Genomic DNA, 24,757 nt, shown 5'->3' with positions numbered 1-24,757 from the left:
TCCCGACCCGGCGCGGGCCCTTCCTTAGGATGGGGGTCGTGAGCCCGCGAGACGACGCCAAGCCGCCCCGCCCCGACCGCGAGGGGAGCGGGGGCAAGGTCGTCGCCGCGGTCATCGGCGGGCTGGCGCTGCTCGCCGGCGGCGGCTACGCCGCACTGGCCCTCACCGCCGGCGACAAGGTGCCGCGCGGCACGGCCGTCTCGGGCGTCGACATCGGCGGGCGCACCCAGGCCGACGCGGTCGCCGCCCTCGAGGAGGGCCTCGCCGAGCGCGAGAGCGGCCGGCTGCGGGTCTCGGTGGCCGGCTCCGACGCCGAGCCGCTGCGTCTCAGCCCCGCCGACGCGGGGCTCTCGGTCGACCACCTCGCCTCGGTCGAGGCCGCGGGCGGCGAGCGCACCTGGGACCCCCGCCGCCTGTGGGACTACTACACCGGCGGCGACGACCTCGAGGCCGTCGTCGACGTCGACCCCGCCGCGCTCGACGCGCTGGTGACCCGCCTCGACGACGAGGCCGGTGCTCCCGCGGTCGACGGCGAGGTCGTCTTCGGTCCCGCGGGCGTCAGCACCGTCTCCCCGCAGCAGGGCCGCGCCCTCGACGCCGAGGAGGTCCGCGAGGCGCTGGAGGCGGCGTACGTCGCCGAGCGCCGCGCCGACCGCCGCGTCGAGCTGGAGCCGGTCGTGGTGGAGCCCGACATCGACGCCGCCGACGTGCAGGCCGGCCTCGACGACTTCGCTAACCCCGCGCTGTCGGCCTCGGTCGTGCTGCGCTTCGACGGCACGCCGCTGCGGCTGCAGCCGGCCGACTACCGCGAGGCGCTCTCGATGGAGCCCGTCGACGGGGAGCTCGAGCCGCGCGTCGACACCGAGGCGCTGAGCGCGCTGGTCGACTCGATGACCACCACCGACGACCCCGTCGACGCCACCGTCGCGCTGGTCGACGGCCGCCCGCAGGTCGTGCCGGGCCGCCCCGGGGTCTCCTACGACCCCGACGACGTCGCCGCCGACTTCCTCGACGTGCTGACGCGCCGCGAGGGCAGGCGGGAGGTCGACGTCGAGGCCACCGTGGCCCGGCCCGACTTCACCACGAAGGACGCCCGGGCGCTGGGGATCCGCGAGCGGGTGTCGTCGTTCACGACGTACTTCCCCTACGCGGAGTACCGCAACGTCAACATCGGCCGCGCCGCGGAGATCGTCGACGGCACGGTCGTGAAGCCGGGCGAGACCTTCTCCCTCAACGACATCGTGGGTGAGCGCACGGTCGAGAACGGCTTCACCACCGGCACCATCATCAGCGACGGCGTCTTCGTCGAGGACCTCGGCGGCGGTGTCTCGCAGATGGCGACCACGACCTACAACGCCGCCTTCTTCGCCGGCCTCGAGGACGTCGAGCACAAGGCGCACTCGGTCTACATCGACCGCTACCCCGTGGGCCGCGAGGCCACCGTCGTGTGGGGCGCGGTCGACCTGCGCTTCCGCAACGACACCGACCACGGCGTGCTGGTCGACACCGCCTTCTCCGACAGCACGCCGTCGTCGCAGGGCGTGCTGACGGTCTCGATCTGGTCGACGAAGACCTGGGACATCACCACCCGGACCTCCGAGCGCTACGACTACACCGCCCCGGCCACGCAGACCCTGCGCACCGAGAACTGCCTGCCCAACACCGGCTACTCCGGCTTCTCGGTCGACGTGTGGCGCTACTTCCGTCGCCCCGGGGAGGAGCAGCTGGTCAAGCAGGAGAAGATCCACACCGACTACATCCCCTCCGACACCATCATCTGCCGCCCGCCGGCGGGCGCCGGGCGCGGCTGACCCGCGCTTCCTGCCACGGGGCCGGCCTGGGTCCGGCCTGGGTCCGGCCAGGGCCCCGACCTCAGGCCGGGGAGACGCGGAGCCGGTCGCGACCCACGTCGTGGCGACGGCCGCGCGAGTCGGTGGCCCGGGCGAGCAGGGTGTGCACGCCGGGGGCCTCGGGCACCCAGGGGTGCTCCCACTCGACGGGACCGGCCGGCTCGTTGGGCCCGGTGAGGGTGGCCTCGTGCCAGCTCTCGCCGCCGTCGGTGCTGACCTCGACGATGGCCACGGTGGCGTCGTGCACGCACGCCGTGCCCCGCAGCACGCACATCCGCCCCTCCTGCGCCTCGACCGCGGTGTCGATCGCCACGCGGGGGTCGAGGGGCTGGCAGCCAGACGGCTGGGGGAGGCCGGCGTCGGTCATCATGCGCGTAACCATACTGACCTAGGTGAGTTAGGCGAACTACTGGCTCGGCGTGTCCGGCGCGCACCCGGGCCCGTCGGAGCCGACGAGGTCGGCCGCTCTAGCCTGGGCGCGTGCTGCTCCACCTGCGCGTGACCGCGCCCGCCGACCTGACCGAGTCGGTCTGCCAGACCCTCTGCCGCCACGACTGGATCACCAACGTGACCCTCCAGCGCGGCGTGGTGCTCGAGCCCGCCGGCGACCTCGTCGAGGCCGACGTGGCGCGGGAGAAGGCCGGACCGGTGATCCGCGAGCTGACCCGTCTGGGGCTGCGCGAGCGCGGCGGGATCGTGGTGACCTCGCCCACCGGCACGCCCTTCGACGCCGCCGACCGGCTCGAGCGCGCCGCCCCGGGCCACCCCGACGACGCCGTGATCTGGGAGTCGGTCGAGGCGGCCGCGGAGGCGGGCGCCGTGCCCACGGTGTCCTTCCACGTCTTCCTCGTGCTGGCGGTCGTGCTGGCCGCGGTCGCGGTGATCACCGACTCCGCGGTGCTGGTCATCGGGGCGATGGTGGTCGGCCCGGAGTTCAGCGCGATCGCGGCCACCTGCGCCGGGCTGCTGCTGGGTCGCTGGGGGCTCGTCGGCCGCGGACTCCGGCTGCTCGTGCTGTCGTTCCTGCTCGCCATCGTGGTCGTGACGCTGCTGGCGGTGCTGGCCCGGGCGACCGGGCTGGTGACGCTCGAGGAGGTCGTGCGCGAGCGGCCCAACACCGGCTTCATCTGGCACCCCGACCGCTGGTCCTTCATCGTCGCCCTGGTCGCCGGCGCCGCCGGCGCCCTCGCGCTGGCCATCGAGAAGACCGCCACCATGGTCGGGGTGTTCATCAGCGTCACCACCGTGCCGGCCGCCGGCAACCTCGCCCTCGGCCTGGCCTTCCTCGACGGCGGCGAGATCCGCGGGTCGCTGGCCCAGCTGGGGCTCAACGTCGCCGGCATGATCATCGCCGGCACCCTGGTGCTGGTGGTGATGCGGCTGTGGTGGACGCCGATCACCGTGGCCAGCGAGCGGCTCTTCCGCCGGCTGTCGTGACCGGGCTCAGGTCCCGCTGCCCGGGCCGCCGCCGGTGAAGCCGTCGCCCGGCCACGCGGCGACCCCGGGGGGCACGAGGTAGCGCGTGAGGTGGTGGGGGAGCAGGCCCAGGCCGTCGTAGAGGGCGAGGGCGGGCTCGTTGTCGGTCTCGACGTGCAGCCACACAGTGCTCGCCCCGCGCTCGGCGCCCCACTCCAGCAGCGCGTCCATCACCTCGCCGGCCAGGCCCTGGCGGCGGTGCTCGAGGCGGACCTTGAGCGCGTGCAGCCCCAGCCAGTCGCCGTCGAGGATGGCGCGGCCCTCGGCGATGCGGCCCGCCGAGGTCGCGACCACCGCGAGCGCCCGGTCGCCGGTGACCTCCACGTGGGTGCGGTCGACGGCGGGGGCGAGGCCGCGCCGGCGCCGGCGTACGGCGGCCAGCGAGCCGAGCCGGAACTCGACCTCCCCGTGCGGCAGCAGCCGCCAGCCCGCGGCGAGCGCGTCGGCCTCGACCGGGCCGTCGGCCTCGACCTGCAGCAGCGGTGGCCGGTCGCGCTCGGCGTAGAAGGCCTCGACCCGGGTCAGGGCCTCGGCCACCGGCACGCCGGGGTCGCCCACGGCCAGGCAGGAGTTGGCGCGCTTGAAGGGCCTCCCCACCGGCATCGGGTCGGTGCGGGCCACCCAGTCGCCCAGGTCGCGGCGCTCGACGTCGGGGAAGGCCGAGAAGGAGTGGCCCTCGGCCTCGCGGGCCGAGACCCGCTGGCGCACCGACGCGCGAGGTGGCACCGGCTTGCCCGAGACGATGTCGCGCAGCGCGATCTCGACCGGCTCGCCCCGCTCCGGGGCGATCGTGCAGGTCTCGGCGCCCCAGGCCGTGCACGTGCCGAGCAGGTCGGTGAAGGCCGGGCCGCCCGTGGGGCCGGTCTCGGGCTCGTCGCCCGAGGCGCCGCCGCCGCGCACGATCCGCCTCACCACGACCCGCGTGCCCACGACGTGCGGACCCAAGCGGTGGGCGGGGGCGGCGTCGGGCACGCCGGGATACTAGGCTGTGGGAGTCCATCAGCACCCCCAGGCCCCGGCCTGGATCTCCACTCCCAGGAGGATCCCGGTGACCTACGTCATCTCCCAGCCGTGTGTCGACGTCAAGGACCGCGCCTGCGTGGACGAGTGCCCCGTCGACTGCATCTACGAGGGCAAGCGGATGCTCTACATCCACCCCGACGAGTGCGTCGACTGCGGTGCGTGCGAGCCGGTCTGCCCGGTCGAGGCGATCTTCTACGAGGACGACACGCCGGAGGAGTGGAAGGACTACTACGACGCCAACGTGAAGTTCTTCGACGAGCTCGGCTCGCCCGGCGGCGCCGCGAAGATGGGGGAGATCGACCACGACCACCCCTTCATCGCCGCCCTCCCCCCGCAGAACCAGGACCACTGAGCGACACGGCCGGGCCGGGCGCGCGGGGCACCGTCTCCGCGCGCCTGCCCGACTTCCCCTGGGACGCCCTCACCGGGCACGCCGCCCGGGCGCGCGCCCACCCCGACGGCGTCGTCGACCTCTCCATCGGCACGCCCGTCGACCCGACCCCCGAGGTCGTGCGCCGCGCCCTGGCCGGCGCGACCGACTCGCCGGGCTACCCGACCACCGTCGGCCTCGAGCGCACCCGCCAGGCCGTCGTGGACTGGCTGGCGCGCCGCCACGGCGTGAGCGGCCTCGGGGCCGACCAGGTGCTGCCGTCGATCGGCTCCAAGGAGCTCATCGGCGCGCTGCCGCTGCACCTGGGCCTGGGCGCCGGCGACCTCATCGCCTACCCCGCGCTGGCCTACCCGACCTACGAGGTCGGCGCCGCCCTCGTCGGGGCCCGCGCCGTGGCCACCGACTCGCTGACCTCGCTGGGCCCCGAGACGCCGGCGCTGGTCTGGCTGAACTCGCCGTCCAACCCCTCGGGGCGGGTGCTGCCGCCCGAGCACCTGCGCAAGGTCGTCGACTGGTGCCGCGAGCGCGGCGCCCTGCTGGTCTCCGACGAGTGCTACCTCGAGTGCGCCTGGGAGACCACCCCGGTCTCGGTGCTCCACCCCGACGTCAACGGCGGCTCGCTCGAGGGGATCCTCGCGGTCCACTCGCTGTCGAAGCGCTCCAACCTCGCGGGCTACCGCGCCGCCTTCGTCGCCGGCGACACCGCGGTCGTCGCCGAGCTGCTCGCCGTGCGCAAGAACCTCGGCCTCATCATGCCCGGCCCGGTGCAGGTCGCGATGGCCGCGGCCCTCGACGACGACGACCACGTCGTGGCCCAGCACGCCGTCTACGCCGCCCGCCGCGCCCGGCTGCGCGAGGCGCTGCTGCACGCCGGCTTCCGCGTCGACCACTCCGAGGCCTCGCTCTACCTCTGGTCGACCCGTGACGAGGACTGCTGGGACACCGTGTCCTGGCTCGCCGAGCGCGGCATCCTCGTGGCGCCCGGGGCCTTCTACGGCGTCGCCGGTCGCCAGCACGTGCGCGTCGCCTTCACCGCCACCGACGAGCGGGTCGACGCCGCCGTCGAGCGCCTCACCCGCTGACCCGGCGGCGGGCGACCTGTCGCCATGGCGGCCTCCACGGCCCCGTCGCCGCAGCGCCGGCACGGCAGCCCGGGCGCCGGGCCTCGTCGGAGCAGACCTGTCGCGTGCCAGGGGGAGGGGCACGGTCGTGCCCCTCCCCCCAGCACGGAGGAAGCACCAACCGAGGGGGTCGTCGCCGACCGGGGCCCGGGTCCCGGGGCCGGTTCCGGGGTCGGCCGGGACGAGGAGCCTCCTCAGTCGTCGGGGGCCTCGAGATCGCCCAGCCGCGGCACGGCGAGCAGGCCGGTGAGCAGCGCTCCCAGCACGCTGGCGGCCAGCCCGACGGCGGCCAGACGGAGCGCCCAGCCCGTGCCGGCGACCTCGGCGAGGACCCCGCCCAGGGTGGCGCCCAGCGGACTGCCGCCCCACGCGATGAGTCGGGCGGTGGTGTTGACCCGCGACTGCAGCGGCTCGGGGGTCAGCACCTGGCGGGTGACGATCCCGTTCACGATGAGGGACGTGGTGGCGAGGTGGAAGAGCGCCACCGCGACCAGTGCCGGCGCCAGCGAGGCGCTCCACGACAGCGCCAGCAGCATCACCAGCGCGAGCGCGAAGCCACCGGTGGTGATGACACCCACGCCCAGGCGACGCTGCAGCCGGGGCAGGGCCAGGCTGGCCACGAAGGTGCCGGCCGCCGCAGCGGAGTAGAGCCAGCCCAGCTGCGGCGCGTCGTCGGCGAGCCCGAGCTGCTCGACCCCGACGACGACCAGGAGCCCGGTGGTGGCCCCGCCCGCCAGGCTGGCGCCGATCCCGAGCAGCGTGAGGCGGCGTACGACGGGCTGCTGCCACAGGTGCCGCAGGCCCTCGCCGATCTCACGACGCAGGCTGGGGCCGGGCCCGTCGGCAGCGAGGTCGGCGGGGGTGTCGCCGCTGCCGGGCGCCGAGGCGCGGCGGTCCTCGCTGCCGGGCCAGCGCAGGCGGGCGAGCACGGCGCCGGAGAGGAGGTAGGCCGCGGCGTCGACGCCGAGCACCCACGCAGGATCGACGACGGTGACGAGCACGCCGGCGACCGCGGGGCCGACCAGGGCGATGGCCGTGCCGACGCTCACCAGCGTCGAGGTCGCCGAGGCGACGCGGGCGCGCCCGACCATCTGCGGCACGACCCCGAAGGACGCGGCGTCGGAGAAGACGAAGAGAGAGGCCAGCGTGGCCCCGACCGCGAGCAGGTGGGGGAAGGTCAGTGCGTCGAGGGCCTGGGCGAGAGGCACGGTGGCCATCGCCAGGCCGCTGCCGACCGCGGTCACCACCATGACCCGCCGCCGGTGCCAGCGGTCGACGAGGGCGCCCGCGGGCAGGCCCACGACGAGGTAGGGGAGGGTCTCGACCGCGGTCATCGCCGCGGTGAGCGCCGCGCTGCCGGTGAGGCGGTAGACGAGCACGGGCATCGCCACCAGCGTGAGCGCGTTGCCGACGAGGGCGACGCTGCGCGCGAGCAGGAAGAGCCGGTAGGCCGGCACGGCCCACGCGCTGTCCTCGCGGTCCCGCCCGACGGACGCTGTGGCGCTCACAGGCTCGGCGGGGGCAGCAGCAGCAGGGAGGCCGGGTCGTCGGGGTCCACGACGCCGGTGGAGGACCCGGATGACCCGGATGACCCGGCGGACTCGGGGAGCCCGGGGCGCAGCGTGCGCGCGACCTGGCGCCACCGGGGCAGGCCGAGGTAGGTGAAGGCCGCCGGGGCGTTGGGCACCAGGCCTCGGGCGCAGACGCGCACGACCCGCAGCGGGGTGAGCGCGACGTCGGGGGTGGTGAGGTCGACGACGACGACCTCGTGCCCGCCGGCGCGCAGCGCGGCCCGCAGGTCGGCCTCGTCGGGGTGGGGCAGGTCGTGCACCGACACCGTCCGCCCGGGGTGGGTGAAGCGGGGCAGCAGCCGCTCCTGAACCCGCGGGTCGAGCCAGACCTGGGCCTGGGCCCCGAGGTCGCGCACGCGGCTGCAGTGCTCGCCAACCAGGTCGAGGTAGTCGCGCTGCGGGCGGTGGGGGAAGTAGAGCCCGGAGGACAGCACGCCGGCCTCCATCGCCCCGAAGACCCAGCCGTCGGCCTCGAGCATGCCGCGGGTGAAGACCCAGCTGTGGATGGCCTCGAGCACGGCCTTGGTGGCGGTCTCGACCGGGTCGAGCTTGGCCGAGAAGCCGCCCGCGACGATCCCGGTCTCGCGGTCGTGGACGACCGCGGCGACCACGGGCACCCCGAGGTCGGTGGGCAGCGCGAGCAGGTGGGCCTCGAGCCGGCCTCCGGCGAGGTGCTCGCGCAGGCCGGGCACGGAGTCGACGTCGATGCCCGGCGCGGGTCGACGCAGGTGCCACCACAGCGAGAGCGCGTCACGCTCGACGAGCTCGAGCAGGCCGCGGCGGGTGGCGTCGGCGAGGTCCTGGCCGGTGGCGATGCCTGCGTAGTTGAGCGGGTGCAGCCACGGCTCGCGACGACGCTCGCCGCTGCGCCAGTTGAGGTGCACCCACGAGGCGGGCACGAGCAAGGGCCCCTCGTCGCCGACCCCCTCGGCCCAGGCGATCTCGACGTCGTCGGTGAAGGGAGTGAAGGGGAAGCCGGGGGTCGCGTGCTGCCAGTCGGCGAAGAAGCGCAGGTCGTCCGGCCCCAGCAGCCGGTGGCCCTCGGCCCGCAGGGTCGCGGCGCTGGCGCGGCGCAGGCCGTGGGGCACGTGGTTGCCGCAGTAGCGCTCGACGGCCTCGCCGATCGCGGCGATGCGCGCCCCGGCGGGGTCGGCGAAGGTGGTGCCGAGTGAGACCAGGTCGTTGGGCCACGCGCCGGCCCCGAGGGCCCGGGCGTCGGCGACCTCGGCGGTCAGGCCGACGTAGGCCGGGGGCATCCCGTCGAGACGGTCGACGGGGTGCAGGCCGCGGACCAGGCCGCAGACGGGGTCGACGAGGTCGTCGACGGACAGCAGGCTCATGCGGGGACCTCCAGGTCGATGCTGTGCACCCGGCGCCGCAGGACACGGGTGGTGGCGCCGGCGAGGGCGTCCTCCCCGGTCTGCAGGTCGCGGGCGTGGCGGGGGAAGGAGTGGGCGGAGACGACCAGCACGAGGCGGTCGACGTCGTCGGCGGGCACCGCCACCGGACCCAGCCGCACCCGCGGCCCGACGGCCGCGCCGTGGGCCACCTCGAGCAGTCGCACGCCCGGGTCGGTCGCGGGGTCGGTCGCGGGGTCGGCCTCGGGGTCGGTGGTGGCGGTCGTCGGGTCGGTGGTCGGGTCGGTGGTCGGGTCGGTGGTCGGGTCGGTGGCGGGAGGTGCCGGGGGTGCGGTGGGTGGCGTGGGTGCCGGGGATGCCGCGGCTCCGTGGGCGGGGGCCGGGGCGGGCGTGCGCTCGCGCAGGGCGAGGGACACGCACCAGTGCTCCTGCTCCGGGTCGGCGCCGGCGGTGGTCGCGCCGGTGGTGGTGGCGCCGTCGGGCGTGGCGGCACCGGCGTGCACGGTGACGGCGACCTCGCCGACCAGGCCGCGGGGCCCGCCGAGCCCGGCGGGCAGGGCGAGGACCAGTCGGTCGACCCGGCCGGCCGGCAGCACGCGGCTGCCGAGCGGCGGGGAGGGGTGCGGGTCCTCGGGGTCGGCGGGGAAGGAGCCGCCCCGCAGTCGCACCGACCGCGCGGGCGTCGGCCACGACGCGAGCTCGTCGACGCCGCCGCGGGCGTCGACCAGGTGGACCCCCGCGGGGCGGTGGGCGCGCCGGTCCTCGCGCGCGGGGTCGGGCAGGACCGCGTCGAGCCAGTCGAGGGTGCGTCGGGCGCGCGCGGAGCCGCGCAGGTCGTGGGCCCACGGACCGAGCACCAGCAGGGAGGGGCCGCCCCAGGCGCCTGCGACGTCGACGGCGTCCTGGGCGAAGAAGTCGCGGAGCCCGCCGATGACGAGCAGCGGCGCCCCCAGGGCGCCGAGCGCCGCGAGCCGGTCGTCGTCGCGCCGGGCCGCGACGACGCGCGACCACGACGGCAGCGCGACCCCCGCGGCCCGTGCGGCGGCGTCGAGGTCGCGCACGGGGAGGTGGCGGGCGAGGTGCCGCAGCGTGACGTCAGCGGCCGGAGGCTCCCCGCCCCGGCGGTGGGCGTGCTCGCTCCACCACCCCAACCGCGACTCCAGGCAGAGCACGCCGTCGCGGGTGCGCGCGGTCTCGCCCAGGCCCAGCGCCGGCACGGCCAGCGACACCCCCGCGAGCGCCGCGCCGCGGTCCGCGACGGCTCGGGCGGTCTCGACCGCGCAGTGGGCGGCGTACGACGCCCCGTGCAGCACGACCGGCGCCTCCCACCGCCGGCCTACCCAGTCGAGCAGCCGCAGCCCGTCGGCGGCCTCGCCGGCGTAGGGCGTGAAGTCGCCGTCGGAGCCGTGGCGCCCACGGACGTCCTGCACCACCAGGGCCAGGCCGTGCGCTGCCCAGCCCGCGCCCTCGGCCCGGTGGGCCTCGGCGCCGTAGGGGGTGCGGACCACCAGCACGGCGCGGGGCGCGCCCGCCGGTCGCCACGCCCACGTGGCGAGGCCGCCCAGGTCGTGGCGGGACTCCAGGGGCGCCGCGTCCTCCTCGGGCCGCGCCGGGAGCGGGGTCGGGCGACTCACGCCGAGGCGGCCGGCACCGGCAGCACCGGGTGCTGGGTGACGCGCAGGGCGGTCAGGTCGACGCGGGTGAGGAGCAGGTCCTGCCGGTCGGCGGCGGGGGTGCCCCCGAGGAGGCGGGCCCGCTCCGCGCGGCGCAGCAGCTCCAGGGCCAGCGTGGTCGCGGCGAGCTCGACCGCGCGCGGCGAGGGACGGTGGGGGTCGTCGCCGGCGAGGCCGGTGGCCGGGACGGGCTCCGGGGCGGGGGTGACCGGGCGTCGGCGCGACGTGGCCCGGCAGCGGGCGGCGGCGTCGACCGCGGGCACCGCGGCCGGGGCGAGCAGGAGGTGGTCGGCCTCGGGCCAGCAGGTCAGCAGCGGCTCGACCCGGCCCGGCGGGGGGCGGAGGCCCCCGGTCGGGCGGGCCGGCGGCGGACCGGTGAGGATGCGCAGCTCGATCGTGTCGCCGGTGCCGGCGCCGGTGCCGTCGCCGCCGGCGCCGTCGGCGGGGGTGTGGGCGGTGCCCGGGGCGCCCGACGGCGCGACCCGGGCGCCCGCGCGGCGCAGGGCGGCGCGGGTCGCGGCGCCGAGCTCCGCGAGCCAGGCGCTCCGGTCGGACCCGGCGGTCGGGGCCGGGGCGGGGCGACCCGCGGGGCCACCGCCGTCGGCTCCCTGCCGCCCGGCGACGGCCTCGCCGGGTGCGGCGGGGTCCTCGACGGCGACCGTGACGGCCACCGCGGGCTCCAGCGGCGGTGCCGAGGCGTGGCCCGCGGCCACCAGCGCGGCGAGCGCGGAGCGTGCGGTGGCGCTCGCCGGCACGACGCCCTCGCGCAGCGCGCGCAGGAGGCGGTCGGTCTCGGCGGCCGGGAGCCGGACGTCGTGGCGCTCGCCGTCGGCGGTCTCGAGCACCCACGCCCCGTCGTCGTGACGGAAGGACGTGCCGGGCCGCAGCTGCCGCGTCGTACGGACCCGACCGGCGGGTGCGGACGCCGGTGTCGGCGCGGGGGCGGACGCCGGTGTCGGCGCGGGGGCGGACGCCGGGGGGAGGGTGTGGGCGGGGGGCGTGCTCACGAGGTGGTGCCTCTCCGGTCGGAGGGCCCCGGGGGAGACGGGGCCGCGGGTGGGGCCGGGACGCCCCCGCCCACCCGTGGGAGGGGCGGACGGGGGCGCGTGCGTGGCCGGTGGTCCCGCGCCGCTGGCGCGGGACGGTGGGTCAGTTGTCGCCGGCCTCGGCGGTCTCGACCTCGTCGAAGGGGTTCTCGACGAGCGCGTTGCTGTGGGTCGCCGAGTGGGTGGCGAGGGCGACGCGGGCCTGCTGGGGGGTGAAGAACTCGTTCATGGACTCTCCTTGCTCGGTGAGCATCGGGCTCGATGAGCGGTCGGGGGGTGCGACCCCGGACGGGGCCGCGCAGGAATCGAAGCAGAACTGAGAATGATTCTCAACTGCGGGTTCACGACTCGAGCTCGGCGAGGGCCTGGTCGAGCACGATCCCGAGCGACACCGTGCCGCGTCCGGTGGCCCAGACGGGAGCGTCGACCTCGACCACGCGGTCGCTCTGCGCCGCGCTCAGGCGCCGCCACAGCGGGTCGGCGGCCAGTCGGTCGGCCAGGGGCTCGGTGTCGTCGCCGGCGGAGAAGGTCTGGGCGAAGACGACGTCGGGGTCCTCGGCGGCGATCTGCTCCACCGCGACGGTGGCGAAGGGGTCGTCGCCGGCCGGCCAGGGGTAGTCGCTGATCTCGTCGAGCAGCGAGCCCACCGGGGTGGCCACGGTGTCGACGCCGAGGCTGCCCGGCTCGCCGAATATCGACAGGGTCGTCAGGTCGCTCGGCTCGGCGGCGGCCTCCTCGACCCGTGCGGTGAACTCCTCGGCCGCCGCGTCGGCGGCCTGTGAGGTGCCCGTCAGCTCGCCGACCGTGCGCAGCACCTCCACCGAGTCCTGCCACGACCGGGGCTCGACGAGCATCAGTGGCGCGATCTGCTCGACCGCCTCGCGCAGGCCGTCCTGGGCCCCGGCCAGGCCGATGACCAGGTCGGGGGTGGCGAGCGCGATGTCCTCGACGTTCTCCTCGCCGAAGCCCCCGGTGATCTCGCGCATGTCGGCGTCGGGCCCGGCGTAGCGCTCGTCGAACGCGAGGGCGTCGCGGTAGGCCACCGGGGTCAGCCCGACCTCGGTGAGGGCGTCGACGCAGATCATCGTCAGGCAGGCCACGCGGGTCGCGGGCTGCGCGAGCTCGATGGCGGCCCCCGTGTCGTCGGTGGCGCTCACGGGGCCGCTGTCGACGCTCGCCGTGTCGCCGGCGCCCGGGTCCTGGGCGGCGTCGGTGCTGGTGCCCGGGTCGCTGCTGCACGCCGAGGCCAGGGCCGCCGCGGCGAGCACGGTCAGCGCGGCGAGGGGCCGCGTGCGGCGGCGCGCGGTGACGCCGCGCGGGCCCCGGCCGAGGGTGGCGGCGGTGTCGGCGAGGGTGGCGGTGGGGGCGTCTCGGTGGGGGACGGGTTTGCGCACGGGTGCTCCTGGGGTCGATAGTTGGATGCAAATGATAACCATTCCCAAGTGGACCGACGGTCCGGTCCCACGGACGACCACGGCGCGGCGTCGTCCGCCCTCCCGGGCTCTGCCCCGGGCCGTCGCGCTCACGGTCGCGCTGCTCGCACTGGTCGGGGTGGCCGCGCTCAGCCTCGGGGAGCCGACCCTCGGCCCGGTGCGTGCGCTCGGGGCGCTGCTCGACGCGGGCGACCCCGCCCACGTCGTCGTGGCCGACGTGCGGCTGCCGCGCGCGCTGCTCGGCGCCGGGTGCGGCGCCGCGCTCGCGGTCTCCGGGCTGCTGCTGCAGGACTCCCTGCGCAACCCGGTGGCCGGGCCCGAGCTGCTCGGCGTCTCGGCCGGGGCCGCGGTCGTCATGACGGCGGTGGTGGTGCTGGGGCTGCAGGTGCCGCTGGCCCTCGCGCCGTACGCCGCGCTGCTGGGGGCGCTCGTCGCCGGGGCGATGGTGCTCCTCGCGATCGGGGCGACGCGCGACCCCGAGCACGTCCTGCTGGTGGGCGCCGCGGTCTCGGCCGCCGGCGCGGGGCTCGTCGTCGCGCTCGTGGGGCTCGGCACCGAGGGCGACGTCGTGCTGCTCTTCCGCTACCTGCTCGGCAGCCTGGCCGCCCGCGGCTGGCCCCACCTCGAGGCCGTCGCCCCGTGGATCGGCCTCGGGCTGCTCGCCGCCGCCCTGCTCCGCAGTCGCGTGGCCACGCTGGCGCTGGGAGACGAGGTCGCCACGGGGCTCGGCGTGCCGGTCGTGCGCACCCGCGTGCTCGCCCTGGTCGTCGCCGCGCTGCTCGCGGCGGCCAGCGCGGCCGTCTGCGGCCCGGTGGCCTACGTCGCGCTGCTCGCGCCCCACGTCGCGCGGCGGCTGGTGGGCACCGGCACGCGCCGCACCTTCTGGGTGGCCCCGCTGGTCGGGGCCGCACTGCTGGTCGCCGCCGACCTCGTGTGCCGGCTGGTGCTCTACCCCGTCGAGGTGCCCGTCGGCGTCGCCACCACCCTCGTCGGCGTACCCGCCCTGCTGCTGGCGCTGGCCGGGCGGAGGGGCCGGTGAGCGCGCTGCGGGAGCCGACGACGGACGGCGCGGAGCGTGAGGGACGCCGCCGCCCCGGCCGCCCCGGCGGGCGCAGCGGGGGCGGCGGTGCTCGCCGGCCCGGTGGCCTCGGCGCGCCCGCCGGGGTGCTGGCCGTCGCGTCGGCGGTCGCCCTGGCCGTGGCGGCGCTCGTGACGGCCCACCTGCTCGTCGGACGCTCGGAGGTGCCGGCCCGCGAGGTGCTGCGCGCGCTCACGGGCGGGTCCGGCGAGCCCGCCTACGACCTCATCGTGCTCCGCTTCCGGCTGCCGCGCGTGCTGGTGGGCCTCGGCGCGGGCGCGCTGCTCGCGCTCTCGGGGGTGCTGGTGCAGTCGGTGGTGCGCAACCCGCTGGCCGAGCCGGCGACCACCGGCATCGGCGCCGGGGCGGCCCTGGCCGTCGTGGTGTCGCTGGTGCTGGTGCCGGGCCACGGCGCGACCTACGCCGTCGCCCTCGGCGGCGCGCTGCTCGCGGGGTTGCTGCTGTGGCTGCTGGGGCGCCGCTCGCTGGCCGTCACCGGGATCCTGCTGGGTGCCGTGCTGTCGGCCCTGACCTCGATGGTGCTGGTCGTCGACTCCCAGCCGATGGGCACGGTGCTGCGCTGGCTGGTGGGGTCGCTCAACGCCCGCACGAGCGGCGACTGGGCGGCGCTGTGGCCCTGGCTGCTGGTGCTGCCGCTGCTCGGCTGGCTGCTCGCCCCGGTGATGAACGTCCTGGCCCTCGGCGACGTCGCCACCACCACCCTCGGGCTGCGCCCGGCCCTGGCGCGCGGCGCCGTGCTGGCCGTGGCCGTGGCCGCCGCGGCCGCGGCGATCGCCGCGGCGGGCGCGGTGGCCTTCGTCGGCCTCGTCGCACCCCACGTCGCACGGCTGCTCGTGGGCAGCGACCACCGCCTGCTGGTGCCGGTGGCCACAGCCCTCGGCGCCCTGCTGCTCTCGACCTCCGACCTGCTCGCCTTCGCCGTCTCCCTCGACCTGCCCCTCGGTGGGCGCTCGGTGGCCGGCGTGCCGGTCGGCGCCGTCACCGCCCTGCTCGGGGCGCCGCTGCTCGTCCGACTCGTCCGCCAGGAGCGCCGATGACCGCCTCGACCCCGCGTCCTCCCACCCCGCCCTCCGCCGCCCCGTCGATCGCCCCGTCAGCCGCGTCGTCGGCCGCGTCGGCCGTGTCGGCGGACGGCGCACCACCCCCGGCCCCGGGGCCCTCGCTCGAAGCGGTCGACCTGAGCGTCGGCTACCGACGCGACGACGTCCTCAGCGGGCTGAGCCTGGCGGTGGAGCCCGGCACGGTGACGGCGCTGGTCGGCCCCAACGGCTCGGGCAAGTCGACGCTGCTGACCACCCTGGCGCGGGTGCAGCGTCCGCGGGCCGGTGAGGTGCGGCTGCGCGGCCGGGCGCTGGGCGACTGGTCGAGCGTGGAGGTCGCCCGGCAGCTGGCCCTGCTGCCGCAGAGCGCGGTCGCCCCGGCCGGGGCCACGGTGCGCGAGCTCGTCGAGCAGGGCCGCTACCCCCAGCTGGGGCCGTGGGCGATGCTGCGGCGCCGCGACGACGCGGCGATGGAGCGCGCCCTGTCGCTGGCCGGGGTGGGTGCGCTGGCCGACCGGCGGCTCGACTCGCTCTCGGGCGGGGAGCGGCAGCGGGCCTGGATCGCCATGGCGCTGGCGCAGGAGACCGACCTGCTGCTGCTCGACGAGCCCACGACCTACCTCGACGTGCGCCACCAGATCGACCTCATGGACCTCGTCGGCCGGCTGCGCGACGAGCACGCGATGACGGTGGTGATGGTGCTCCACGACCTCAACCAGGCCGCGCGCTACGCCGACCGCGTGGTCGCGCTGCGCGGGGGACGCATCATCGCCGACGGCCCGCCGGCCGCCGTCGTCACCGCCGAGGTCCTGCGCGAGGTCTTCGAGGTCGAGGCCCGCGTCGTCGAGGACCCCGTCACCGGCCGACCGCTCTTCCTCGCGCTCTGAGGGACCACCGGCTCGACGTCACCGCTCGGCGTCACCGCTCGGCGTCACCGCTCGACGTCACCGCTCGACGTCACCGCTCGACGGCGGAGCCGAGGGCGAAGGCGACGGCGGGGAAGACGCCCGGGAGGTCGTCGAGGCCCAGCAGCGCGCTCGTCGCGTCGTCGTCGAAGCCCATCACCGCACAGCACGGCAGGCCCAGCGCGGCGGAGGTCAGGTAGAGGTTCTGCAGCGCCACGCCGGCGTCGACGTGCACGGTGCGGTAGTGCCTCGCGGGGTAGCGGGTCATCGCGACGTCGAGGCGTGCCACCAGCACGACGAGCACCGTGGCGCGCCGCGCGAGCTCCGGCTGGTCGAGGGCGCGCTCGAGCCACGCGGTCGGGTCACCGGCCCTGACGGTCTCCAGGCGGGCCGGAGTCTCGCGCAGCTCCACGCGGTGCACCCCGCGCGGCAGCTCGCCCTCGCCCCGCACGACCAGCCACGGGTCCACCGACGCGAGCCCGCCGGCCGACGGAGCGGTGCTCGCCGTGTGGGTGCCCCCGTCGGGGAGCGGGATCTCGCGCTGCGGCCCGAGCGCCCAGCGCAGCAGGGTCGCCAGGTCGAGGGCCGTCGGCTGCCCGGCGCCGAAGGAGTACGACGAGCGCCGCCGGGCCAGCAGCGCGCCGAGGCCGGGGCCGGCCGGGAGGTCGGCGGCCGGCGGCAGCGGGTGGGTCCCCGACGCCGCGGGCGGGGCGTGGGGCCCCGCGCCCCGCGGGTCGACGCGTCCCCCGGTGGCGGTGCGGGACAGCTCGTCGTGGAGTCGGCGTACGGCCCGGAGGGTGGGGGCGCGGTCGGACGACGGGTCGGTCGGGGGCTGCGCGGCGCTCACGCTCAGTCGAGGACGTCGACGTGCACGTGGTCGCGGTGCTCCAGGATCGCGGCGGTCTCGGGGGAGCGGCCGGAGGTGTCGGGGGTGTAGTCGCGCCACCCCTCGTCGGCGCGCCCGGAGGTCCAGATCTTCGCGTCGTAGATGACGGTGGCGACGTCGAGGCGCTCGGCCTGCGCGACGAGGTACTGCGCCACCGCCCAGCCGCGCACCAGGTTGGTCGGGTTCACCGGGCGGTAGAACAGGTCGACGGCGCGGCCCTCGTAGTGCGCCGAGCCCTCCATGTGGCCGGTGCTGACCCCGCCGGGGGCGAAGCCGCCGACGGCCTGGCGGCCGAAGTGGCGGTCGACGTCGCGGCGCACCCGCTCGGCGCGGGCGACCAGGCCGTTGTCGCCGAGGGTGTCGGAGGCGGGCTCGGCGGAGTCGTCGCTCTCGCAGGTGAAGGCGGCCGGCGAGTTGCCGGTCAGCGCCGAGGCGATGACGCGGGCGTCGTCCTCGTGGTCGGCGTAGGCATCGGGGAAGGCCGAGCGCTGCACGGCCTGGGCGGCGACGGTGATCTCCATCGACTCGTAGCCGTCGACCTCCTCGAGCTCGTCGTAGAAGGCGTTGGTGGCGTAGGTCGGGTCGAGGATCTGCTCCACGGTGCCCCAGCCCTGCGAGGGGCGCTGCTGGAAGAGGCCGACGGAGTCGCGGTCGCCGTAGTCGATGTTGACGATCTTCGACTCCTGGTAGGCCGTGGCCAGGGCGATCGACGCGGCGCGGGCGGGCATGCCGCGGCGCACGGCGGTCGCGACGATGAGCGAGGCGTTCTCGGCCTGCTCCACGCTCAGCTCGACCGAGCGGCCGTCGACGGTGGCGACGCAGGTGTCGCCGTCGAGCGACGGCGCCACCTCCTGGTAGACGCCGTAGCCGACGGCCCCCACGACCCCCAGCGCGGCCACGGCGGAGCCCGCGGCGATCACGGAGGTCCTCATGGGTCGATTCTCCTGGGACCGGCCAAGAACCACCTGAGAACGCGCCGGTCGGCGGCTGTGGGTCCTCGACCGCGCCTCAGTTGGCGTGCAGGTCGGCGTTGAGCGCGATGCCCTGCCCGGTGCGGGCGACGGCCTCGACGGCGCCGGAGACGGAGTTGCGGCGGAAGAGCACGTTGTCGGAGCCGGAGAGCTCGAGGGCCTTCACCACGCGGGGCTCGCCGGCCTCGTCGCGCTCGCCGACCAGGGTCACCTTGGTGCCGGCGGTGACGTAGCAGCCGGCCTCGACCACGCAGTCGTCGCCGAGCGAGATGCCGATGCCGGCATTGGCGCCGAGCAGGCAGCGCTCGCCCAGCGAGATGACCTGGGTGCCGCCGCCGGAGAGCGTGCCCATGATCGAGGCGCCGCCGCCGACGTCGGAGCCGTCGCCGACCACCACGCCGGCGGAGATGCGGCCCTCGACCATGCTGGCGCCGAGCGTGCCGGCGTTGAAGTTCACGAAGCCCTCGTGCATGACGGTGGTGCCCTCGGCGAGGTGGGCGCCCAGTCGCACGCGGTCGGCGTCGGCGATGCGCACGCCGGCGGGCACGACGTAGTCGACCAGGCGCGGGAACTTGTCGATCCCGAAGACGGTGACGTGCTGGCCGCGGGCCTTCAGCCGGGCGCGGGTCAGCTCGAAGCCCTGCACGGCGCAGGGACCGGCGGAGGTCCACACGACGTTGGCCAGGTGGCCGAAGACGCCGGCCATCGAGATCGTGTGGGGGCGCACCAGGCGGGAGGACAGCAGGTGCAGACGCAGCCAGACGTCCTCGGTGGAGGTCGGCTCGGCCTGCAGGTCGGCGATCTCGACCAGGCGCACCTCACGGCGCACGCCACGGGCCTCGTCGCCGCCGACCAGGTCGGTGAGCTCGCGCGGGGCGGTCGCGTCGGCCGGGGTGTCACCGAGGCGGGGCTCGGGGAACCACACGTCCAGCACGGTGTCGTCGCTCGTCACGGTCGCCAGGCCGTGGGCCCAGGCGCGGGTCGGGGTGGCGGTCGGGTCGTTGGCCTCAGTCACGGCGGCAAGCCTAGGCGGGCCCGCCCCGCGGCTCGTCCGCGGTCCACGACCCCGGACGGCAGCGCCCGCCACCGCGGGCGAGGCGCGCTGCCACCCGCCCCGACCCCGATCCTGGGGAGGCGGTGTGGTGCTCGCCGCCGTGGGGCTTAACCTGGAGACGTCCGGCGGGGGGTCGGACGAGCCGGCGCTTCGGGGGGAGCCATGAGCGAGCAGCACGCCGCGGCGTCCGCGAGGGCGACACCGTCCACCACAGCCGGCGCAGGCGGGTCCGCCGCCTCGCTCCCGTCGGCCCTGCCGGGCCGCACCCACCTGCTGCCCGAGATCGCCGACGCCGTGCACAGCTCCGGGGTGCTCGTGCTGCGCGGGCGACCGGGCACCGGGGTCTCGGCGGCCCTGGCCACCGTGGTGCCCCTGGCCGCGGCCACCGGCGTCCGCTGCCTCGCCACGGCCGCCGACCGCTGGGCCGCCGACGACGTGGGCGTGCTCGACACCCTCCTCGGCGAGCTCGACGGCCGCCCCGCGCTGGTGCGTCCCGCCGACGCCGACGAGGTGAGCCGCCGCCTCGCCGGCCGCGGCGTCTGCGCCCTGCCCGGCCCGGGCGGGATCGCCCCCGGCTCCCCGGTCGTGCTCGTGGTCGACGACGCCCACCTGCTCGGCCCCACCGCCCAGTCGCTGCTCGCGGTCGCGGCGCGGGAGTCCGGCGTCGCCGTCGTCGTCGGCGCCCACGGTGCCGTGCCCGCGCTCGAGGACGTCCCCGGCGCGCGCGTCCTCGACCTGCCCGGCCTCGACCGGGCCGCGGTCGCCGAGGTGGTGTCGCGGGCGCTGGGGGAGCAGGTCGAGCCGGGCTCCTCGCTGGCCGCCGGCTACGCCCGCGCCAGCGGCGGCGAGCCCGGTCGCCTGACGGCGCTGCTCGACCTGCCCGACGCCCGCGCGGCCCTCGACCTCGTGCGCTGGGCGCCCGACCCGTCGCAGACCGCGATCCGTCTCGAGGACGTGCTGCCCGTCGTCGTCGGCGGGGTCGTGGCCGGGGGCGGCGACCGCGACCTGGACGCCTGGGCCGTGCTCGCGCTGGCCGGGGCGGGCGCGCCGAGGGGGCTGCTCGACCACGCCCTGGGGGCGGGCTGGCAGAGCGCCGGGGTCGCGGCCGGCCTGCTGCGCGAGGGACCCGAGGGGGTCGCCTACCGTCACGACGCCGTGCGGCGCCTGGTCGAGCAGACCGTGCCGCCCGCGGTGCGCGCCGGCCTGCTGCACCGTCTCGCCGTGGCCGCGCTCGAGTCCGGCTGCCCGCCGCGGGTCTGCGCGCGGCTGCTCCTCGCCGCCGGCCCCGTCGACGTCGAGCTGGCGGTGCGCACCGCCGAGGACGCCGCGGCCCACCTGCGCGACGCCGGTGAGCGCGCCGAGGCCCGCGCCCTGCTGACCCGTGTGCTCGAGCTGCCGGTCACCGAGCCCGCCGCCCGCTGACCCGGCAGGACGACGGCGGGTCCGGGTGGACCCCGGTCGCCCCGGTCGCCCGGGTCGAGGCCGCGCCGGGGGCTGCCGCGCGTGACCATCGCCACCGGGCGTCGTTGGGCGGGTGATCCCGTCTCCCCCCGAGAGGCCGCTCCCGTGCGCCGTACGCCGCTCCGCCCGTCCAACGCCCGGCTGCGCCCGGCCGTCGCCCTCGCCGCGGCGGCCCTCGCCTTCGTGAGCGCCCTGACCGGCGTGGAGGCCCTCACGGTCGGGCCGGTCGGGGCGGCCGGTGCCGGTGCGCCGGGGCCCGACCTGCGACCCACGCGCGCGCAGGTGCTCGAGGCCCTCGACTGCACCGGTGACCTCACCCGCGGCCGCACTCCGGTGCTCCTCCTGCACGGCACGACGTCGAGCGCCGAGGCCAACTGGTCGTGGAACTGGGACCGCGCCCTCGACGCCCGCGACCGCGCGCACTGCGACCTGCAGTCGCCCGACAGCGCCAACGCCGACATCCAGGTCAACGGTGAGTACGTCGTGCGCGCGATCCGCCTCATGCACCGCCGCGCCGGGCGCGACATCAGCATCGTGGGCCACAGCCAGGGCGGCATGGTCGGCCGCTGGGCGCTGAAGTACTGGCCCGACACCCGCGGCATGGTCGACGACTACGTCGGGCTCTCCTCCTCCCACCACGGCACCGAGGTCTTCGGCGCCGTCTGCGAGACCCTCGGGCGCTGCACCCCGGCCAACTGGCAGCAGCTGGCCGGCTCCGACTTCCTCACCGCCCTCAACCGCGGACGCGAGACCTACGACCGGGTCGACTACACCGCGATCAGCACGCGCTACGACGAGGTCGTCGTGCCCAGCACCTCGGCCAACCTCGCCCCCGGGAGCAACGTCACCAACGTCGCGGTGCAGGACCTCTGCCCGACCGAGGTCGTCGACCACTTCGGCATGGCCTACGACAACGCCGCCTGGCTGATCGGCCTCGACGCCCTGGAGCACCGCGGGCCGGCCCGGCTCGACCGCGTGCCCACCGCGACCTGCGGCCAGCCGCTGATGCCCGACGTCGACCCCGTCACCTTCCCGGCCGAGGTGGCCGCGGCCCTCGCGCAGACCGCGCGGTCGAGCGCCACCTCGCCGATGGTCACCGCCGAGCCGCCGCTGGCGCCCTACGCCCGCTGACCCCGGGCCCCGTGGCCCGGCCCGGCTCCGTGGGCCCGGCTCAGTGGGCCCGGCTCAGTGGGAGCCGAGCTGTCCGGTGAGCCGCTCGTGGCGCTCGGCGCTGGCCTCGTTGAGCCCCACGATGTCGGCGCGCTTGCCCTTCGCGGCGTACTTGGTGGTGATGGCGTCGAGGGAGGCCACGGTGGAGGCGTCCCACACGTGCGACTCGCTGAGGTCGATGACGACGCGCGCGGGGTCGCCGACGTAGTCGAACTGGCGGTAGAGGTCGTTGCTGGAGGCGAAGAAGAGCGCCCCGGTGACGCGGTAGACCGCGGTCTCCTCGCCGTCGCTGCCCACGGTGAGCTCGCGGTCGACCTCGGTGAGGTGGGCGACGCGGCGGGCGAAGAGGGTCGTCGCGACGAGCACGCCGACGACGACGCCGATGGCGAGGTTGTGGGTGGCCACGGTGACCGCGACGGTCGCCACCATCACGGCGGTCTCCGAGCGCGGCATGCGCCGCAGCGTCTGCGGGCGCACCGAGTGCCAGTCGAAGGTGCCGACCGAGACCATGACCATCACCGCGACCAGCGCGGCCATCGGGATGATCGAGACCACGTCGCCGAGACCGACCACGAGGACCAGCAGGAAGACGCCGGCGAGGAAGGTGGAGATGCGGGTGCGGGCGCCGGAGGCCTTCACGTTGATCATCGTCTGGCCGATCATCGCGCAGCCGCCCATGCCGCCGAAGAAGCCCGTGATGACGTTGGCGGTGCCCTGGCCCCACGACTCACGGGTCTTGTCGGAGTGGGTGTCGGTGAGGTCGTCGACGAGCTTCGCGGTCATCAGCGACTCCAGCAGCCCGACCAGCGCCATCGCCAGGGCGTAGGGGGCGATGATCTGCAGCGTCTCCAGCGACAGCGGCACGTCGGGCACGAAGAGCGCGGGCAGGGAGTCGGGCAGCTCGCCCTCGTCGCCCACGTCGGGCACCGACAGCGCGGCCAGCACGGTGAAGCCGGTGAGCGCGACGATCGCGACCAGCGGAGCGGGCACGACCGTCGTGACGCGCGGCAGGCCGACCATGACGGCGATGCCGACGGCCACCATCGGGTAGACCAGCCACGGCACGTCGACGAGGTAGGGCACCTGCGCCAGGAAGATGAGGATGGCCAGGGCGTTGACGAAGCCGACCATGACCGAGCGCGGGATGAAGCGCATCAGCCGGCCGAAGCCGGCCAGGCCGAGCACGACCTGCAGCACGCCGCCGAGCAGCACGGTGGCGATGAGGTAGTCGTAGCCGTGCTCGCGCATCACCGGGGCGATGACCAGGGCGACGGCCCCGGTGGCCGCGGAGATCATCGCCGGGCGCCCGCCGAGGAAGGCGATGGAGACGGCCATGGTGAAGGAGGCGAAGAGGCCGACCTGCGGGTCGACGCCGGCGATGATCGAGAACGAGATCGCCTCGGGGATCAGCGCCAGGGCCACCACGAGGCCGGCCAGCACCTCGGTGCGCAGCAGCGCGGGGGAGCGCAGCGCCTCGCGGACGCCGGGCTGGCGGGGCGGCGGCGTGGCGTCGGGGCGGGAGTCCGGCACGTCGGCCGGCAGGGAGGGGGTCGTGGTCACGAGGCTCCGTTCGGGGGCAGGGCACACCGGCACTCCCTGGTCCGCCGCGGCGTGCGCGGGCGGTCTGGGGCGTCGATGGACGGGATGGGAGGGTGGTGCGCGCCGGGCGCGCTGCCGGCGTCGTCGCCGGCGGAAGTCTGAGCACAACCCTACCCTTACGTGAGGGTAGAGTTGCAATCGCTCCCGCTCGACGCCTGAGTGAGCACACCCACCGACCGAGGAGACCCAGGTGAGCGAGGAGACCGCCGGCCCCGCGGCCGACCCGTCCGACCCGATCCCGGAGACGCGCGCCATGCACATCGGTGAGGTCGCCACCCGCACCGACCTGTCGCTGCGCAGCCTGCGCCACTGGGACGAGGTGGGCCTGCTGCGCCCCTCCGGCCGCACCGACGGCGGCTTCCGGCTCTACACCGAGCGCGACGTCGAGCGGATCCTGCTCATCCGCCGCATGAAGCCGCTCGGCTTCAGTCTCGAGGAGATGGGCGCCGCCCTGGCCGACCTCGACCTGCTCGCCGAGGAGGGCCCCGGCCCCGACACGGGCCCCGGCGCCCCGCGAGCCGCGGCCCGCGAGCGGCTCGCCGCCGTGCAGGCCGAGGCGGCCGCCCGCCGCGAGAAGCTCGTGCGGCAGCTCGCCATGGCCGACGAGTTCCTCGACCTCCTCGGCCGCCACCTCCCCTGACGACCCACCCCGCCGGGGCCGGACGACGAAGGACCGGGCCCGTCACGCAGCGACGGGCCCGGTCCGGCCGGGGGGCGCCCGGAGGGCGCGGGGGTGCGGTCAGTCGTCGTCGTTGTCGGTCTCGGTGCCGCTGACGTCGCCGGAGACGGCGTCGATGCGCACGGTCTGCTCGGTGGTGCCGTCCTGCACCTGGACCTCCCACTCGGCCGCGCCGTTCTCCAGGTCGAGGTCGACGTCCTCGACCACGCCGCCGGCGACCTCGCCGCGGGCGGCCTCGACGGCCTGGCGGTAGTCGACCTGCACGTCGTTCAGCAGCTGCTGGCGCTCGGCGAGGTCGTCCTGGTCGTCGGCGTCGTCCTGGTCGACGTCGGGGCCGCGCTCGACCGAGGAGCCGTCGGCGGAGACGACCACGTCGTTCTCGACGCCCTGACCGTCGACGACGGTGATCTCCCAGCCGCCGGCGTCGTCGCGGTCGATGGAGAAGAGCGTGCTGCCCTGCACCGAGCCGACGGCGGTCGCCGCGGCGGCGAGGAGCGCGCGCTCGTCGCCGGAGCCGCCGGCCGAGCCGCCGGTCGAGGCGTCGTCGGAGGCGTCGTCGGAGGAGCCGGTCGACGGCGAGGCCGAGGCGGTCTCGGTGACGGTGGCGGTGGGCGCCGGGGCGGTGACGTCGTCGTTGTCGTCGTCGGAGTCGCCGCAGGCGGCGAGGCCGAGGGCCAGCGGGACGACGGCCGCGACGGCGAGGCTGCGGCGCAGGCGACGCCCGGGGGTGCGGCCGGTGAGGGTGGCGGTCGTGGTGCGGACGGTCTTCGTCATGGTCGTCTCCTGGATCGGGGTGGTCTTCCTCGAGGTCTCCTCGAGCACAGGCACCACTCTGCGGCGGTGCGCACCAACGCGGCTCCAAGGGAAGGTCAAGGCGACGCTAAGACGCGCGCCGGCCCCCGCCGGCCCCCGCCGGACCACCGCGGGAGCCGAGCGGTGCGACGTACGGCG

General features: G+C 76.5%; 23 protein-coding genes. 10 read left to right on the top strand and 13 right to left on the bottom strand.

Features of this window, described 5'->3' with window-relative positions:
• The first annotated feature begins 38 nt into the window (after positions 1-38).
• Positions 39-1,811 (top strand): VanW family protein, encoded by a 1,773-nt coding sequence (locus IR170_RS14775; RefSeq protein ID WP_193665193.1) that lies wholly within the window; start codon positions 39-41, stop codon positions 1,809-1,811.
• A gap of 61 nt (positions 1,812-1,872) precedes the next feature.
• On the opposite strand, the gene IR170_RS14770 is transcribed toward IR170_RS14775, so the two are convergent.
• Entirely contained in the window at positions 1,873-2,220 is a 348-nt protein-coding gene (locus tag IR170_RS14770) for a molybdopterin-binding protein (RefSeq protein ID WP_056904673.1), read from the bottom strand.
• Between the two features lie 110 nt (positions 2,221-2,330).
• Between IR170_RS14770 and IR170_RS14765 the strand changes: the two genes are divergently transcribed.
• Positions 2,331-3,287, top strand: coding sequence for a DUF389 domain-containing protein (locus IR170_RS14765; protein WP_193665191.1), 957 nt, complete (start codon positions 2,331-2,333; stop codon positions 3,285-3,287).
• Between the two features lie 6 nt (positions 3,288-3,293).
• On the opposite strand, the gene IR170_RS20415 is transcribed toward IR170_RS14765, so the two are convergent.
• Positions 3,294-4,298 (bottom strand): GNAT family N-acetyltransferase, encoded by a 1,005-nt coding sequence (locus IR170_RS20415; protein WP_193665189.1) that lies wholly within the window; start codon positions 4,296-4,298, stop codon positions 3,294-3,296.
• Positions 4,299-4,374: 76 nt separating this feature from the next.
• Between IR170_RS20415 and fdxA the strand changes: the two genes are divergently transcribed.
• On the top strand, positions 4,375-4,701 hold the full coding sequence (gene fdxA / locus IR170_RS14755; protein ID WP_056862274.1) for a ferredoxin: 327 nt from the start codon (positions 4,375-4,377) through the stop codon (positions 4,699-4,701).
• Positions 4,698-5,822 carry a succinyldiaminopimelate transaminase gene (gene dapC, locus IR170_RS14750; protein ID WP_227489386.1) on the top strand — a complete coding sequence of 375 codons (1,125 nt, stop codon included), beginning with the start codon at positions 4,698-4,700 and terminating at the stop codon, positions 5,820-5,822. The genes fdxA and dapC overlap by 4 nt, the downstream gene beginning before the upstream one ends.
• Positions 5,823-6,055: 233 nt before the next feature.
• Here dapC and IR170_RS14745 read toward each other — a convergent pair whose 3' ends face one another.
• The 6 genes from IR170_RS14745 to IR170_RS20410 form a co-directional block, all read right to left on the bottom strand.
• Positions 6,056-7,369, bottom strand: coding sequence for an MFS transporter (locus IR170_RS14745; RefSeq protein WP_193665187.1), 1,314 nt, complete (start codon positions 7,367-7,369; stop codon positions 6,056-6,058).
• Positions 7,366-8,772, bottom strand: coding sequence for a YcaO-like family protein (locus IR170_RS14740; protein WP_227489296.1), 1,407 nt, complete (start codon positions 8,770-8,772; stop codon positions 7,366-7,368). Before IR170_RS14740 ends, IR170_RS14745 begins: the two co-directional genes overlap by 4 nt.
• Complete coding sequence (locus tag IR170_RS20025; RefSeq protein WP_193665185.1) at positions 8,769-10,424, bottom strand: CocE/NonD family hydrolase; 1,656 nt, start codon at positions 10,422-10,424, stop codon at positions 8,769-8,771. Before IR170_RS20025 ends, IR170_RS14740 begins: the two co-directional genes overlap by 4 nt.
• Positions 10,421-11,470, bottom strand: coding sequence for a hypothetical protein (locus IR170_RS14730; protein ID WP_193665182.1), 1,050 nt, complete (start codon positions 11,468-11,470; stop codon positions 10,421-10,423). The genes IR170_RS20025 and IR170_RS14730 overlap by 4 nt, the downstream gene beginning before the upstream one ends.
• Before the next feature lie 142 nt (positions 11,471-11,612).
• A complete protein-coding gene (amiA, locus tag IR170_RS20020; protein WP_264674829.1) occupies positions 11,613-11,738 on the bottom strand; it encodes a streptamidine family RiPP in 126 nt (41 codons plus the stop codon).
• 112 nt (positions 11,739-11,850) lie between these two features.
• Complete coding sequence (locus IR170_RS20410; protein ID WP_193665180.1) at positions 11,851-12,903, bottom strand: ABC transporter substrate-binding protein; 1,053 nt, start codon at positions 12,901-12,903, stop codon at positions 11,851-11,853.
• Positions 12,904-12,934: 31 nt separating this feature from the next.
• On the opposite strand from IR170_RS20410, the gene IR170_RS14720 reads away from it, so the two are divergent.
• Genes IR170_RS14720 through IR170_RS14710 form a run of 3 tightly spaced genes read left to right on the top strand, consistent with a single transcriptional unit; the run spans position 12,935 to position 15,968 of the window.
• Positions 12,935-13,981 carry a FecCD family ABC transporter permease gene (locus IR170_RS14720; RefSeq protein ID WP_193665178.1) on the top strand — a complete coding sequence of 349 codons (1,047 nt, stop codon included), beginning with the start codon at positions 12,935-12,937 and terminating at the stop codon, positions 13,979-13,981.
• The gene (locus IR170_RS14715) at positions 13,978-15,078 is read left to right on the top strand and encodes a FecCD family ABC transporter permease (RefSeq protein ID WP_193665176.1); all 1,101 of its coding nucleotides are present in this window, start codon (positions 13,978-13,980) and stop codon (positions 15,076-15,078) included. Before IR170_RS14720 ends, IR170_RS14715 begins: the two co-directional genes overlap by 4 nt.
• Positions 15,075-15,968 (top strand): ABC transporter ATP-binding protein, encoded by an 894-nt coding sequence (locus tag IR170_RS14710; protein ID WP_193665174.1) that lies wholly within the window; start codon positions 15,075-15,077, stop codon positions 15,966-15,968. Before IR170_RS14715 ends, IR170_RS14710 begins: the two co-directional genes overlap by 4 nt.
• A 70-nt stretch (positions 15,969-16,038) precedes the next feature.
• Here IR170_RS14710 and IR170_RS14705 read toward each other — a convergent pair whose 3' ends face one another.
• The 3 genes from IR170_RS14705 to dapD form a co-directional block, all read right to left on the bottom strand.
• Positions 16,039-16,833, bottom strand: a complete 795-nt coding sequence (locus tag IR170_RS14705; protein ID WP_193665169.1) for a SagB family peptide dehydrogenase — start codon at positions 16,831-16,833, stop codon at positions 16,039-16,041.
• Positions 16,834-16,835: 2 nt separating this feature from the next.
• Positions 16,836-17,804: a hypothetical protein gene (locus IR170_RS14700; protein WP_056862275.1), complete on the bottom strand. Its 969-nt coding sequence runs from the start codon at positions 17,802-17,804 to the stop codon at positions 16,836-16,838.
• Between the two features lie 76 nt (positions 17,805-17,880).
• Complete coding sequence (dapD, locus tag IR170_RS14695) at positions 17,881-18,858, bottom strand: 2,3,4,5-tetrahydropyridine-2,6-dicarboxylate N-succinyltransferase (RefSeq protein ID WP_193665167.1); 978 nt, start codon at positions 18,856-18,858, stop codon at positions 17,881-17,883.
• A 201-nt stretch (positions 18,859-19,059) separates the two neighbouring features.
• On the opposite strand from dapD, the gene IR170_RS14690 reads away from it, so the two are divergent.
• Positions 19,060-20,319 (top strand): hypothetical protein, encoded by a 1,260-nt coding sequence (locus tag IR170_RS14690; protein WP_193665165.1) that lies wholly within the window; start codon positions 19,060-19,062, stop codon positions 20,317-20,319.
• A 144-nt stretch (positions 20,320-20,463) separates the two neighbouring features.
• On the top strand, positions 20,464-21,489 hold the full coding sequence (locus IR170_RS14685) for an esterase/lipase family protein (RefSeq protein WP_193665163.1): 1,026 nt from the start codon (positions 20,464-20,466) through the stop codon (positions 21,487-21,489).
• A gap of 54 nt (positions 21,490-21,543) precedes the next feature.
• On the opposite strand, the gene IR170_RS14680 is transcribed toward IR170_RS14685, so the two are convergent.
• The gene (locus IR170_RS14680) at positions 21,544-23,088 is read right to left on the bottom strand and encodes a SulP family inorganic anion transporter (protein ID WP_319805105.1); all 1,545 of its coding nucleotides are present in this window, start codon (positions 23,086-23,088) and stop codon (positions 21,544-21,546) included.
• A gap of 229 nt (positions 23,089-23,317) precedes the next feature.
• Here IR170_RS14680 and IR170_RS14675 point away from each other — a divergent pair, with 229 nt between their 5' ends.
• On the top strand, positions 23,318-23,767 hold the full coding sequence (locus tag IR170_RS14675; protein ID WP_319805104.1) for a MerR family transcriptional regulator: 450 nt from the start codon (positions 23,318-23,320) through the stop codon (positions 23,765-23,767).
• A gap of 99 nt (positions 23,768-23,866) precedes the next feature.
• Here IR170_RS14675 and IR170_RS20015 read toward each other — a convergent pair whose 3' ends face one another.
• On the bottom strand, positions 23,867-24,580 hold the full coding sequence (locus IR170_RS20015; protein WP_193665161.1) for a PepSY domain-containing protein: 714 nt from the start codon (positions 24,578-24,580) through the stop codon (positions 23,867-23,869).
• Positions 24,581-24,757 lie beyond the last annotated feature (177 nt).

The sequence above is a fragment of the Nocardioides kribbensis genome, assembly GCF_015070375.1.
GTDB classification, from domain to species: domain Bacteria; phylum Actinomycetota; class Actinomycetes; order Propionibacteriales; family Nocardioidaceae; genus Nocardioides; species Nocardioides kribbensis.
The sequence above is the reverse complement of the archived record's forward strand: the minus strand, read 5'-3'. Positions and strand labels throughout refer to the sequence as shown.